The following is a 13,273-nucleotide window of genomic DNA, read 5'->3' as shown; positions in this document are numbered from 1 at the left end:
TTACTGGGCCTTGAGGCCTTTGATGTCGAGGGGAACGGATAACCCCAGGAGGACGTCCGGTGAGTCCTCGGTCATGCCGAAGCCAGCGTTGACGTTGACGATGTAGTCCGGCGACGTTCGCAGGCCGAGGGAGAAGTTCATGATCGAGCTGGTCTGTTCGGTGCCCTCCAGGTTGGCGGTCTGGAACTTGTAGGTCGGCTTTGTCGTGTAGGCCATCTGGTAGGAAGTGGCCAGGGACACGTCATAGGACAGCGCATAGGCGAAGCCCATGCTGAAGTTGAGGGTGTCGCCCGGTTCCACGTCTTCCAGGATGCGCCCGCCGCGCATCTGGTGGATGTCGTGCACCGGCATGTTGTAGGTGTACCCGACCGAGCCGAACAGCACGACCGGGTCGATCACGTAGGACATATTGGCGCCCACGCCAAGGCTGTAGTAGCCATTGCCGGTGGACAGGTCGTTGTCGGAGTTGATGTCGTAGGGGCTCTCGCCCGTCGGCAGGCCGAGGGTGGCGAAAAGCGTGCTGACCGGCCGGCCGCGCGTCGCCGCCCAGGGTTGCCAGCGCAGGGACGCGGAGATGTCGCCGAGGCTGTAGACGTTCAGGTCGCGCTCGGTGTCGTACTTGGCGACGAAGGGCAGGCGCACGCTGAAGGTCAGGTTGTCCCACACCCCGTAGTCGAAGGTGAAGGCGTTGGTGAAGGTGTGCTGGGCCTCACTCTCGCTGAGCACGCTGTAGACGTTGGCGCCGGTACGGAAGGTTTCGACCCGGACATCGCGCACCAGCGAATAGTCGAAACCGTAGGTGAGCGTGCGCTCGCCTTTCTTCAGCAGCGTGTAGCTCTTCTCGGACGCCTGGAAGACCTCCTCCAGCGCCTTGGCGCTGTCGGCGTCGTCGTCCTTCTTGCTCAGCGCATCACGCGCATCGTCCACCGAGGATTCCTCGGCGTGCAGCGGCAGACTGGTACAGAGCACCAGCATGGCCAGCCATGCGTATTCCCTTGGTCCCATGGTGCTATCCCCAGGTCTTTCTTGTTATGAGCGGGTGTCACTTGCGGCGGATGTAGCGGATATCGCCCCCCGAACCCAGTTCGTCGATTTCGTTCTGGGTGAACTTGGTGATCTGCGGAAATTCCTGGAACGCCAACAGGCTGACGATGCGGTCGTCCACCAGGCGCAGGTCACGCTCGGTGAGGGCCATGGCGTTCTGTGGTTCATTGCCCGAGGGGAAGATCACGAAGAGGACGTTCTGGTCCCAGATTTCCTCGAAACGGGCACGGGTGAAGCTGATGTTGCCGAGTGCGGGGTCAGCGACGAACACGTGGTCGTTGTAGACGTCGCGCACCACCACGAAATGCTTGAAGCCACCGTAGTGGATGGGAACGATGGCCGGATGCTCCAGGTCGTCGAGGTCGGCGAACTCGGCACGGAAGCCGCCACTCTTGTAGCCCAGGGCGCTGACGAAGCGCTTCATGTCCAGCAGTGAAAAGCCACGACGCTCGACGATCTTGTCGGCTTCGCCGTAGCGCAGCAGGCCTTCCATCACCTGGCGTTCTTCCAGGTTCCGGCCCAGGTAATAGTCCAGCAGGCTGGTCAGCGCGGCGGAACCGCAGCTGTAGTCGTAGGCCTGGCGGATGACGTTGCGGAACTGCAACTGGCTCATCGGCTCCACCACTGCCGTCTCGCGGTAGGGGCCGTTGGGCGACAGCGGTTGACTGATGTTCACCGAACCTTGTGGTTGCGGCTTGGTGTCCACCGACTGGGTGAAGCCAAACAGACCGAGCAAACTGCCAACCAGGATTTCGATCATTGCCGTTCCGACTACTCGACTTCTCTCGGGGAAAGTCCCCGCCGGACCAGGCCGGCGAGGCTCTCCGGATTACCGGCTGAACGCTATCAGTGACCCCAGACCTTGATGGTGGAGCCGGACATGTTCATGTTGTTGACGGCCAGGGAGCCGATGCTGGCGGCGCTGGAGTCGCCGACACGGATGGCACCGACTTCGAGCTGACCCGTGATGGACGGCAGGCTGATCTGCAGCTTGTCGCCGCTGGCGCCGCCGTCAATGACGTCGATCTTCAGCGGGTCGCTGTCGAGGATGTCGAAGCCGGTGAAGGACACGGTTTCCAGGCGTAGCGAACCGGTGGTGGTGGTGCTGCCGACAGTCTCGGAGTCGGAGTAGACAATGCTGCCGATGCTGCCGTTGAAGCTACCGGAGATGCTGATGCCGTCCTGACCGGTCACACCGGACAGCGCGGAATCATCCATGGCCTTGAGGTCGGCCTGGGCCATGAACGGAGCAGCAAGTACAGCAGCGGCCAGAGCCAGTTGTTTGAAGCTTTTCATTCTTTTTATCTCCAAAGTTCACAGGTGGGTTGCCCCAGGGCCTGCCGTCGACTCCTGTCATCGGCAGTTGGACCGGCTCACGCCGATCTCCAGGCCGGACACTGCTTCCCTAGGCGCATCCGGCGTGGATTCGTGAAGCACCGTGCTTCTCGACCTGGGAACAAAACTACTGAGCCCCTCCCCCGCTGCCAGCCCATCCAAGGGATGGAGGGCGACGGGGCTTCCACCTCAGGCCTCGCTCAGGAGGCCCAGACTCTTGCCTTTCAATACCGCCTGGGTGCGGCTACGCACCCCGAGTTTGGCGAACAGGTTGTGCAGGTGCCACTTGATGGTGGCCTCCGACAAATGCACGGCCTGGGCGATGTCGCGGTTGGAAAGACCGGCCGCGACATAGCGCAGGATCTCCCGCTCGCGATGGCTAACATCTTGATTTTCATCGAAAGTTTCAGGGTCGACGGAGAGCCGGCGGCATTGCTCGCGCAAGCTCTCGGCCACACCCTGCCAGGCGCCGGCGCGCTTGGGCTCGGCGGCGCGCCAGGCATCCCAGAGCGGCAGCAGCCAGAGCGCGTCATCCTGGAACAGCCGGCGGTAGCCGCGGTTCCAGGCTTCTTCCAAGGTGCTCTGGAACAGGGCGAAGGCTTTTTCGCTGTTACCTTTGCGCCAATACGCCACAGAAAGTAACAGCGACAGTCGCAGACGACGGTCCCGCTGGTGCTCGTCCTGTTGCCGCGCCAGGCAATTTTCCAGGCTGGCCTGGGCCCGCTCGGGACGACGCTCGGTCAGGGCCAGGCGTGCTTCAGTCAGGGCCAGTGCCGTATGGGCGTCGGAGTAGCGCGCCAGCGGCAACACCGCCAGGTGCTGCTGCAATTGCAGGCAGATGCGCTCGGCTTCATTGGGCCGCCGCAGCCAGAGCAGGAACTGGACCTTGCAGGCCATGCCGTGGGCAAAGACCCGTTCGTAGCCCGCGCCCTGCAGCCCAGCCAGCCATTCGTCGAGCTGGACCAGGGCCTGCTCCGCCTCACCGGCGAAGAAGCGTGCCCGCGCCATCACCAACTGGCCCCGGCTGATCAGTTCCACCGGTGTCGCCACGTCGCGCCAGGTGGTGGCGAGCGGCAGCTCGGCGAGTATCGCCGCCTGGCGGTCCTGTTCGTACAGCAGGTCGGCATAGGCCAGGGCCAACGGCCCACCCACCCGGCTGCGCCGACCGAACACCCGCTCCACACGTGCCCGCGCGGTTTCGGCGATGGCGCGGCCGCGCTCCAGTTCGCCGCTTTCCTTGCAGATCAGCGCTTCGATCAGGCTGGTCATGACGTGCAGGTATTCGCTGTCCACCAGCTTCAGGTTGTCGCGGGCAACGGCGATGGCCTTCGCGGCCTCACCGAACTCACCCATCAGCGCATAGGCCGCCGCCTGCACGCAGGCCAGGCTGGCGCGGAACACCGGCTGGTTGTCCGGCACCATGGCGAGCCACTGGCGAGCAACCTTGAGGCAGGCCTCCAGCTTGTCCTGGTAGAGCATGACCAGGGCCTTGAGCACCTGGGACGCAGCCAGCAATTCGCCAAGGCCGAAGTGAATGACCTTGCCGCGCCCTTGAAGCAGGCGCGTGCTGACTTCCTCGATCAGCGCCTCGGACTCGGCGAAGCGCTGCTCGAAGGCCAGTTGCCAGGCGTAGAAGATCTGGAACACCGGATGTTCGCGGATGACCTCGGCGGGCACGCCCTTGAGCATGGAGAGAATCCCGTAGACCCGGTTGCCGGCGATCAGTCGCGCGCCCTGGCGCTCCAGCAGCTCAGCGGCGAACGCGAAGTCGCGGCCGCGCAAGGCGTACTTGATGGAGCGATCCGGCAGGTCGTGCCCTTCGCACCAGCGTGCCGCGGCGTGCAGCAGGGTCGCCGGATCGGTCTGGCGCGCCAGCCGTCCCTGGAGGAATTCGGCGAACAGATGATGGTAACGGAACCACTCGCCCTGCTCGTCCAGGGGGATGATGAAGAGCTGCTCGCGCTGCAGCCGCATCAGCATGTCGAGCCCATCGCGGCGACCGGTCAGGGCGTTGCAGAGGTCGGCGCAGAACTCATCCAGCACGGAGGTCTGATCGAGGAACTGCTGCAAGGGTTGCGGCAGGCTGTCGAGCACATCTTCGGCCAGGTAGTCGGCGATATTGCGCTCGGTGCCGCTCAGGCTGGCAAGGAACGCTGCGCGATCCGGATGTCGGGCGAGCGCCAGGCTGGCCAGGTGCAGCGCGGTGATCCAGCCCTCGGTACGGGTGTGGAGCAGGCGCACTTCATTACTCGACAACGGTAGCTGGCGCACTTCGCGGAAGTAGGCTTCGGTCTCTTCGAAGGTCAGGCGCAGGTCTTCCGCCTTGAGCAACAGGGACTCTGCCTCGCTGAACAACAGGCGCGGCGTAAAGCGGGTACTGCTGACCAAGTGGACGTTGGCCGGCAGGTTCTCGATCAGGTAGCGGGCGCCCTGGTCCAGGGCGACATGACGGATGCGATGAAAGTCATCGAGCATCAGGTAGAGGTCGCCGTCGATGCGTTTGAGATCGCCGACGAAGGCGTCGATCACCGCTTCGATAGGCCAGTTCACATCACCCTGCAGCAGCCCGTCGGTGTTACCGCCAAAGCCGGGCAAGGCCGCATCCACCGCCGCAACCAGGTATTGCAGCAAACGCTGGGGTTCGCTGTCGGCCTCATCGCAGGACAGCCAGGCGACGTGCGCGCCGTCAGCCTGCAGGTGCTGGCGGAACAGGCTGAGCACGGTGCTCTTGCCGAAGCCAGCCGGGGCGCTGAGCACCAGCACGCGACGACTGCGCGCCGCTTGTAGGCGCTCGATCAGGGCACGACGTGGCAGCACCGGGCGACCGCTGGCATCGGCGGGAAACAGCTTGGTGCGCAGCAAGGGGATCTGGTGCGGGCGTGACAGGCAGAGGTCGGTCATGATTCGAGCAGCCCCAGCTCGCGGGCGCGCCGGATCGCCTGGGTCCGGTTACGCACCTTGAGCTTTTCGTAGATGTTGTGCAGGTGCCATTTGACGGTCCCCAGCGCCAGGGCCAGTTGCTGACCGATCTCTTCGTTGGACATGCCCTTGGCGGCGAGGCAGACCACTTCGCGCTCGCGGTCGGTGAGCCCCTCTTCGAGCACATCCAGGGACTTGCGAGCGTCGTTGCCAGGCCAGGACGCCAGGAGGTCGCGGATGAAGCCTTGCAGCGCGGGCTGACGCTCCGCCGACTCCAACTGCTGCAGCAGCTGGCGAATGGCCTCGCCCTCTTCGATGAACAGGCTGCGCACGCCTTCGCGCTCGGCACTCAGCAGGCATTGCACCAGCAGGCTCTGGGAGCGTTCCTGGTAGCCCAGGCGCTGGTAGCTGAGGGCGGCCAGCAGGTCCAGGCGCAGGCGCTGCAAGCCATGCCAATTGGGTTGGAGCTTGCCGCGCAACTGGGTGATTTCGTGCAGGGCTTCGCTGAAGTGACCGCGAGCCTGCTGCAGGCGCACACGAATCAACCCCTGCACCCAGAGCGCCGAGTTGGCGCCGTGCTGGCTGCCCCCCCCGGCAAGCTTGTTCCAGTCCACGCCCTTGAAGCGTTGCTCGGCACGCTTGATGCGATCGGTACCCGGCTCCTGCAGCATCAACGAAATTTCGTCGGCCACCGCCCGCGCATAAAAACGCCAGGACTGGTTGCGGGCGGCGAGGTTCTGCATGAGCACCAGGGTGGCCTGGGCCTCCTTGGGCTTGTCCTGCATGCGCTGGATGCGCGCCAGGAAGAGCATGCCCTGGGCGTAGATGTCGATCGGGCGAATGACGTCGATATGCGTCAGTGCGGCGCCGAGGCGTTCCTCCAGACCGTCAATACGCCCCTGCTGGTAGGCGATCAGGGATTCGACGATGACCGGCAGGGCCATGGCGCGGGACTTCTCGCCCAGATGCGGCACGACCTGGGCGCGCATCTGATCGAAGAGCATCTGCGCCTGCTTCACCTGGCCCTGCTCCAGGGCGAGGAGGATTTCCACGTTGGCCAGTTGCATGTCCAGGTAGCGGCCTTCGAGAAAGTGATTGCGCTGCTGCGCCAGGGCCAGCAGACGACGCGCCTGTTCCGGCTGGGCGAGGATCACCAGGGCCATGGCGCCGATCACCAGGATGGCCACTTCAAGGAAGGCCTGGTTGCGCCCGAGCTGGGCCTCGACCCGGCGGGCGATGGTCACGCAGAGCTCGAGGTCATCCTTCTGCAAGGCGAGAGCGGCCTTCACGGCCAAGGTCGCCAGGTACTTGTCGCTGAGCTGGGTTTCGGCGCGGGCGCCGCCCCAGCGAGCCAGCAGCTCGTCGAGCATCTGGTTGGCTTCCGGCAGCGCCATTTCGGTGGCGCGATTCCAGACGTCCGCCAGCACCAGGGTCGGATAACGCTCGGCGATGTCGTCCGGCACCTTCTGCCGCCAGCGGTAGATCTTGTTCAGTTGGCCCCGGTTGATCAGTTCCAGGCCGCACCCATCCACCAGGGCTGCGAGCATTTCCGGATCTTCGGCCAGGCTGGCGTGCTCGATGGCGAGGTTCTGCATGTGGTGGTTGGTGAACCAGAGGCTGGCATTGAAATGCAGCTGCTTCAGGCGCTCGGGGTCACGGGCCTTGAGACGGCTACGCAGGAAGTCGGCGAACAGGTGGTGGAAGCGGTACCACTGGCGCTCGCGGTCCAGCGGCAGCAGGAACAGTTGCATGGTCTCCAGCCGTTCCAGCAGGGCCTGACCATCGTGGCGGCCGGTCAGGGCGTTGGCGAGGTCGCCACTGAGCTGGCTGGCAACACCCAAGGCCAGCAAGGCGTCCTGCAGCTCGACGGGCAGATGTTCGAATACGCTGGCCAGCAAGTATTGGCCGACGGTGGCCTGGTCACTGCCCAGGCGCTCCATCTGCTCGGCCGCCTGGGGCTGGTGACGGAGCCAGAGGCTCGCCAGCTGGACACCTATCGCCCACCCTTCGGTATGGCTGTGCAGCGCCGCCACCAGGGCATCATCCACTTGCAGTCCGGAGCGGGCCAGGTAGTCGCGGGTTTCGTCGGCAGACAGGCGCAGCTCGTCGAGGCCGATCTCCAGCAGCCAGCCCTTGGCCCGCAAGGTGGCCAGGTTGAGCGGTGGCAAGGAGCGACTGCCTACGGCCAGCGTGAAGCTCGCAGGGGCCAGGCGCACGAGACGACCGAGCGCGGAGAAGAGTTCGGGGTCTTTCAGCAGGTGCAAATCATCCAGCACCAGCAGGAGCGGCCCGGTGTGCCGGGCAAGATCGACCAGCAGGCTTTCCAGCACGGCGTTTACCGGTACCTGCATGGTGTTCTGCAGGTAGCCCCGGGCGTAGTCCCCGATGCCGGGAACGGCTTCGCCGAGGGTCTTGATCAGTTGCTGGAAGAAGCGTGCGGGGTCGTCGTCTTCGGCCTCCAGGGAGAACCAGGCCACGGCGCTGCCCGCGGCTCGGCGCTGTTCGGCAAGGGCCGCAAGCGCGGTGGTCTTGCCGAACCCGGCAGGCGCCGAGAACAGCATGAGGCGAGCATGGGGATGAGCGGCCAAGGCCGCCTGGACCTGGGGTCTTGGCAGATAATCGGCGGATGCCTGGGGTGTGACGAGCTTGGAGCGCTGGCGGCTACCGGCTGCGGGGTTGAGAACTGCGTCCACTGCCTGAATCCCTGTATCGTTATCATTGTGGAACGGGCGTACATGCCCGTGGGATTGGTACATAAGTATCAGAATGCTTTTCCTACGTAAACGTCGGAAAAGGCTCTAGGATCGACACTAGAGGCAGACTAGAATCCGCTCCTGCACTTAGCCTGCGTCGCCCTATGCCCGACTGCCAATTACACGCTCTTCCCTATCACGAATCTCCGTGCGAACGCTTCGCCCTGGTCCGTCAGGCGCCTGGTGCCGTGCTGCTGGACGCTGGCCGTCCAGTCGCCGAGCGTGGACGCTATGACCTATTCAGCGCTTGGCCATTGGCAGCATTTGCAGCGGTACCGGGCGAATCGGCCAACGACTTCGCCCGGCGCCTGCGGAGGGCTCTAGACGGCCTGGGTGAGGCCAGCCTGCCGGCGGGGATCGACTTACCGTTCGTCGGCGGACTGATCGGCTACCTGGCCTATGACTTCGGCCGCCGCGTGGAGCAACTGCCGGACCAGGCCATCGACGACCTCCAGTTGCCGGACGCCCAGCTCGGCCTCTACGGCTGGGCACTGATCAGCGACCACCAGCTGCGCACCAGCCAACTGGTGTTCCATCCGAGCCTGGCAGAGGCCGAGCGCGCACGACTGGTCGCCCTGTTCAGCGAGCCTTGCCAGGCACCTTCCGGCCCCTTCCGCCTGCGCGCGCCTTTTCGCGCCAACCTGGAGGAAGGTCAGTACCACAACGCGATCGAACGGGTGCAGGCCTACATCCAGGCCGGCGACTGCTACCAGGTGAACTTCACCCAGCGCTTCCAGGCACCCTGTGAAGGGGATCCCTGGACCGCGTACCAGGCCCTGCGTGCCGCCTGCCCTACCCCCTTCGCCGGCTACCAGGCACTGAACGATGGCGGGGCGATCCTCAGCCTGTCGCCGGAACGCTTCATCAAGGTCAGCCAGGGCCAGGTGGAAACCCGCCCGATCAAGGGCACCCGGCCGCGCGGCCGTACGCCGGAAGAAGACCGCGCCCAGGCAGCGGAACTGCTGGCCAGCCACAAGGACCGCGCCGAGAACCTGATGATCGTCGACCTGCTGCGCAACGACCTGGGGCGCAGCTGCGCCATCGGCTCGGTGCGAGTGCCAGAGCTGTTCGCCCTGGAGAGCTATCCCAACGTGCATCACCTGGTCAGCGCCATCACAGGCCGCCTGGCAGCAGGCAAGGATGCGCTGGACCTGATCACCGGCAGCTTCCCCGGCGGCTCCATCACCGGCGCACCGAAGATCCGCGCCATGCAGATCATCGACGAGCTGGAGCCCACCCGCCGCTCGATCTACTGCGGCTCCTTGCTCTACCTGGATGTTCGCGGCGAACTGGACAGTTCCATCGCCATCCGCACCGTGCTGGTGAAGGACGGCCAGGCCAGTTGCTGGGGCGGCGGCGGTATCGTTGCCGACTCCGACTGGCAGGAGGAGTACCGGGAATCCATCACCAAGGTGAAGGTGCTGATGCAGACACTGGAGGGGTTGGGCGAGTAAAAATTGGGGGGCCGGATCGACACCGAGCCAGTAGACAGCCCCTCACCCCCGGCCCCTCTCCCAATGGGAGCGGGGAGCAAAAACGAATAAGCCCGCTTTCGCGGGCTTTTTCATGGGCGGGGGAATCAGAGGCTCAGCTGGCGGCTGGAGGCCTTGATGAACTCACGCTTGAGGTCTTCGTAGGTGTGCACCGCCGGGAACTGCGGGAATTCGCGGATCACGTTTTCCGGGGCATGGAACAGGATGCCGGCATGGGCTTCGCTGAGCATGGTGGTGTCGTTGTACGAGTCGCCGGCGGCGATCACACGGTAGTAAAGGCTCTTGAAAGCGAGTACGGACTGACGCTTGGGGTCTTTCTGGCGCAGTTGGTAGTCCACCACGCGATCGGTCTCATCGGTGATCAGGCGGTGGCAGAGCAGCGTCGGGAAGCCCAGTTGGCGCATCAGCGGCTGGGAAAACTCGTAGAAGGTGTCGGAAAGAATGACCACCTGGAAGCGCTCGCGCAGCCAGTCGACGAACTCCACGGCGCCTTCCAGCGGCTTCAGGGTAGCGATCACTTCCTGGATGTCGGAGAGCTTGAGGCCATGCTCGTCAAGGATGCGCAGGCGCTGCTTCATCAGCACGTCGTAGTCCGGAATGTCCCGGGTGGTCGCCTTGAGCGCTTCGATTCCGGTTTTTTCCGCGAAGGCAATCCAGATTTCCGGAACCAGTACACCTTCAAGGTCGAGACAGGCGATTTCCACGAGCAGTTTCCCCGCATGGCTTTTTTGATTGGAGGCGGCACTCTAGCGACTCACCCGATACCGTGCAATGCAACGCATATAGCCAATTACAGCAGTGGTGCTTCCTCATGGTTATTTAGGGGCATAACTCCCCTTTGCTAAGATGCGCGCCATAGAGCGCGCCCAGCGCCATCCCCTAAAAGGAAGCCTGCCTGATGAGCCAACCTTTCGACGTCGCCGAACTCGCAACGGCCTATGCCACCAAGTCCCCCCAGGACATCCTCAAGCTAGCCTTCGAGCATTTCGGCGACGAGCTGTGGATCTCCTTCAGCGGCGCCGAAGACGTCGTGCTGGTGGACATGGCCTGGAAACTGAACAAGAACGTCAAGGTATTCAGCCTGGATACCGGTCGCCTGCACCCGGAGACCTACCGCTTCATCGAGCAGGTGCGCGAACACTACGGCATCGCGATCGAGGTGCTGTCGCCGGACCCGCGACTGCTGGAGCCCTTCGTCAAGGAAAAGGGTCTGTTCAGCTTTTTCAAGGACGGCCATGGCGAATGCTGCGGCATCCGCAAGATCGAGCCACTCAAGCGCAAACTTTCCACCGTCAAGGCCTGGGCCACCGGCCAGCGCCGCGACCAGAGCCCGGGCACCCGTTCCCAGGTGGCAGCACTGGAACTGGACAGCGCCTTCTCCACGCCGGACAAGCCGCTGTACAAGTTCAATCCGCTGGCACAAATGACCAGCGAAGAAGTCTGGGCCTATATCCGCATGCTGGAGATTCCCTACAATCCGCTGCACGAACGCGGCTTCATCAGCATCGGTTGCGAGCCCTGCACCCGCCCGGTGCTGCCGAACCAGCACGAGCGCGAAGGCCGCTGGTGGTGGGAAGAAGCCACCCAGAAGGAATGCGGGCTGCACGCCGGCAACCTCATCAGCAAGGCCTGACGCCATGCGCATCACCCTGGTGAAGAAGGTCCTGGCCGACGGCCAGGACTGCCGCAAATGCCGGGATGTGATGGAGCGTCTGGAGCGCGGCGGCCACCTGGGGCGGATCGACCGCATCCTGGAGGCCGACGAGAGCAACCCGGCCAGCGCCGGCTGGATGGCGGCGCAACACTACGGCGTGGAAACAGCCCCCTTCTTCGTGGTGCGTGATGATGATGGCCAGGAGCAGGTCTACACCGTGTTCCTGGCTTTTCTACGCGATGTGCTGCAACCGCCCTCGCCCACCACTGAAACCAGTGAGCAGGAAGTCGAACGCCTCAAGGACCTGGCCAACCGCAACGGCCTGGATCGCCTCTAAGCGTCTCGCAGGTTGTGGCTGAGCGCCGCGAAGCCCACCCGCAACGACCATGCTTCAATAAAAGAAGAGCCCGGCGTGTGCCGGGCTTCGTTCTTGTCTGCACCGATTAGTAAGTCGGCAGCTCCACGCCATGGAAGAGTTCGTCCAGTTCGGCCTTGTTGTGGCACTGCACGGCCCTGGCCTGGACGTCGCGGGTCAGGTGCGGGGCGAACTTTTCGATGAAGTCGCACATGAAGCCGCGCAGAAAAGTGCCGCGACGGAAACCGATCTTGGTCACGCTGGATTCGAACAGTTCACTGGCGTCGAGCACCACCAGGTCGCTGTCGAGCTTGGCGTCCACCGCCATCTTGGCCACGATGCCCACGCCAAGCCCCAGTCGCACGTAGGTCTTGATCACGTCGGCGTCAGCGGCAGTGAATACCACTTTGGGAGTCAGGCCACGGTGGCTGAAGGCCTCGTCCAGCTTGGAGCGACCGGTAAAGCCGAATACGTAGGTCACGATGGGGTGTTCGGCCAGGGCTTCGAGGGTCAGCTTGGGCAGTTTTGCCAGCGGGTGGCCCTGGGGAACGATGACGCAGCGGTTCCAGCGGTAGCACGGCATCATCACCAGGTCACCGAAGAGCTCCAGGGCTTCGGTGGCGATGGCGAAGTCGACCGTGCCGTCGGCGGCCATCTCGGCGATCTGCATCGGAGTGCCCTGATGCATGTGCAGCGCGACATCCGGATACTGCTTGATGAAGCCACCGATCACCGGCGGCAATGCATAGCGCGCCTGGGTATGGGTGGTGGCAATGGAGAGGGTGCCCTTCTTCTCATTGGAGAATTCCTGGGCAATCTGCTTGATGCTCTCGACCTTGCGCAGGATCTCACCCGCCGTGGTGATGATGCGCTCCCCGGCAGGCGTTACACGGGTGAGGTGCTTGCCGCTGCGGGCAAATACTTCGACACCCAGCTCATCTTCCAGCAGGCGGATCTGCTTGCTGATGCCCGGCTGCGAGGTATAGAGACTTTGTGCAGTGGCGGACACGTTCAGGTCGTGGTGCGCCACTTCCCAGATGTAGCGCAGTTGCTGGAGCTTCATAGGCGATCCTCAAAGCGGATACGCCGCAGGATGTCGGCGGCGTTTATAACCATATTAATGGTTTGCTGAATAAAACTAGACGCTTTTTTCTGCTTTGCACAACGTGCGACCAGCGGCGATCAGAAGTCGTTACGTCCGCGATGCTGGAGCATGGGAACCAGGTAAACCGGCACTTCGGACAACTGCACCAGGCGTGCGGCGGTTCGCCCCAGTGGTGTTTCCAGTGAGGTCCCGTGGCTGTGGCTCCCCACCACAAGCAGGTCCACCGAGAGTTTCTGCACTTCTTCGAGAATGACCAGCGGCGGATCGCCCTGGACCACCCGCACGGCACGAATCATGTCCAGGTCCTGCACGGCCTCGCCCATTTCGTCGCGAAACCCCTCCAGCACCCGTTGCTCGATGCTCGACATGACGGTGCCCAGCCCCTTGGCCCGCAGCTCGTTCAGCGTGTCGTCATCGAGATAGGTCTGCAGCACCGACTCGGCAAACAGCCCGAGGGGTTCGACCGCGTGCACCACATAGAGTTGGGCATTGAAGGCCCGGGCAAGGGATAAGGCGTGTTGCAGCACATAGGGAGCATAGAGACCGAGGTCCGTGGCATAGAGAATGGAGCGAATCATGAGGCCTCCTCCCGCCCTACATGGCCGGCCTCACCAG

General features: G+C 63.7%; 11 protein-coding genes. 3 read left to right on the top strand and 8 right to left on the bottom strand.

What is annotated here, in order from left to right; genetic code table 11:
- The 5 genes from G559_RS0105755 to G559_RS0105735 form a co-directional block, all read right to left on the bottom strand.
- On the bottom strand, positions 1-1,005 hold the full coding sequence (locus tag G559_RS0105755; protein WP_028627331.1) for a transporter family protein: 1,005 nt from the start codon (positions 1,003-1,005) through the stop codon (positions 1-3).
- A 37-nt stretch (positions 1,006-1,042) separates the two neighbouring features.
- Positions 1,043-1,804 carry a C39 family peptidase gene (locus G559_RS0105750; RefSeq protein ID WP_028627330.1) on the bottom strand — a complete coding sequence of 254 codons (762 nt, stop codon included), beginning with the start codon at positions 1,802-1,804 and terminating at the stop codon, positions 1,043-1,045.
- Positions 1,805-1,890: 86 nt separating this feature from the next.
- A complete protein-coding gene (locus G559_RS0105745) occupies positions 1,891-2,340 on the bottom strand; it encodes a DUF6160 family protein (RefSeq protein ID WP_028627329.1) in 450 nt (149 codons plus the stop codon).
- 228 nt (positions 2,341-2,568) lie between these two features.
- On the bottom strand, positions 2,569-5,280 hold the full coding sequence (locus G559_RS0105740) for a helix-turn-helix transcriptional regulator (protein WP_028627328.1): 2,712 nt from the start codon (positions 5,278-5,280) through the stop codon (positions 2,569-2,571).
- Entirely contained in the window at positions 5,277-7,991 is a 2,715-nt protein-coding gene (locus G559_RS0105735) for a LuxR C-terminal-related transcriptional regulator (RefSeq protein ID WP_028627327.1), read from the bottom strand. The genes G559_RS0105740 and G559_RS0105735 overlap by 4 nt, the downstream gene beginning before the upstream one ends.
- Before the next feature lie 164 nt (positions 7,992-8,155).
- Between G559_RS0105735 and pabB the strand changes: the two genes are divergently transcribed.
- Entirely contained in the window at positions 8,156-9,505 is a 1,350-nt protein-coding gene (pabB, locus tag G559_RS0105730) for an aminodeoxychorismate synthase component I (RefSeq protein ID WP_028627326.1), read from the top strand.
- A gap of 125 nt (positions 9,506-9,630) precedes the next feature.
- On the opposite strand, the gene thrH is transcribed toward pabB, so the two are convergent.
- Positions 9,631-10,248, bottom strand: coding sequence for a bifunctional phosphoserine phosphatase/homoserine phosphotransferase ThrH (gene thrH / locus G559_RS0105725; RefSeq protein ID WP_028627325.1), 618 nt, complete (start codon positions 10,246-10,248; stop codon positions 9,631-9,633).
- 194 nt (positions 10,249-10,442) lie between these two features.
- Between thrH and G559_RS0105720 the strand changes: the two genes are divergently transcribed.
- Positions 10,443-11,177: a phosphoadenylyl-sulfate reductase gene (locus tag G559_RS0105720; protein WP_028627324.1), complete on the top strand. Its 735-nt coding sequence runs from the start codon at positions 10,443-10,445 to the stop codon at positions 11,175-11,177.
- Positions 11,178-11,181: 4 nt separating this feature from the next.
- Positions 11,182-11,535, top strand: coding sequence for a hypothetical protein (locus tag G559_RS0105715; protein WP_028627323.1), 354 nt, complete (start codon positions 11,182-11,184; stop codon positions 11,533-11,535).
- A 106-nt stretch (positions 11,536-11,641) separates the two neighbouring features.
- On the opposite strand, the gene cysB is transcribed toward G559_RS0105715, so the two are convergent.
- Together cysB and G559_RS0105705 are read right to left on the bottom strand one after the other, a co-directional pair.
- Positions 11,642-12,616: an HTH-type transcriptional regulator CysB gene (gene cysB / locus G559_RS0105710; RefSeq protein WP_028627322.1), complete on the bottom strand. Its 975-nt coding sequence runs from the start codon at positions 12,614-12,616 to the stop codon at positions 11,642-11,644.
- Positions 12,617-12,735: 119 nt separating this feature from the next.
- Positions 12,736-13,236, bottom strand: coding sequence for a universal stress protein (locus tag G559_RS0105705; protein ID WP_028627321.1), 501 nt, complete (start codon positions 13,234-13,236; stop codon positions 12,736-12,738).
- Positions 13,237-13,273: the final 37 nt, after the last annotated feature.

Origin of the sequence: Metapseudomonas resinovorans DSM 21078 (assembly GCF_000423545.1) — a bacterium.
GTDB classification, from domain to species: domain Bacteria; phylum Pseudomonadota; class Gammaproteobacteria; order Pseudomonadales; family Pseudomonadaceae; genus Metapseudomonas; species Metapseudomonas resinovorans.
This window is presented reverse-complemented; position numbering and strand designations above follow the sequence as displayed.

Excerpts from the sequence above, each read along its gene's own strand:
- G559_RS0105755 (WP_028627331.1), bottom strand. The coding sequence starts at position 1,005 with ATGGGACCAAGGGAATACGCATGGCTGGCCATGCTGGTGCTCTGTACC.
- G559_RS0105750 (WP_028627330.1), bottom strand. The coding sequence starts at position 1,804 with ATGATCGAAATCCTGGTTGGCAGTTTGCTCGGTCTGTTTGGCTTCACC.
- G559_RS0105745 (WP_028627329.1), bottom strand. The coding sequence starts at position 2,340 with ATGAAAAGCTTCAAACAACTGGCTCTGGCCGCTGCTGTACTTGCTGCT.
- G559_RS0105740 (WP_028627328.1), bottom strand. The coding sequence starts at position 5,280 with ATGACCGACCTCTGCCTGTCACGCCCGCACCAGATCCCCTTGCTGCGC.
- pabB (WP_028627326.1), top strand. The coding sequence starts at position 8,156 with ATGCCCGACTGCCAATTACACGCTCTTCCCTATCACGAATCTCCGTGC.
- G559_RS0105720 (WP_028627324.1), top strand. The coding sequence starts at position 10,443 with ATGAGCCAACCTTTCGACGTCGCCGAACTCGCAACGGCCTATGCCACC.
- G559_RS0105715 (WP_028627323.1), top strand. The coding sequence starts at position 11,182 with ATGCGCATCACCCTGGTGAAGAAGGTCCTGGCCGACGGCCAGGACTGC.
- cysB (WP_028627322.1), bottom strand. The coding sequence starts at position 12,616 with ATGAAGCTCCAGCAACTGCGCTACATCTGGGAAGTGGCGCACCACGAC.
- G559_RS0105705 (WP_028627321.1), bottom strand. The coding sequence starts at position 13,236 with ATGATTCGCTCCATTCTCTATGCCACGGACCTCGGTCTCTATGCTCCC.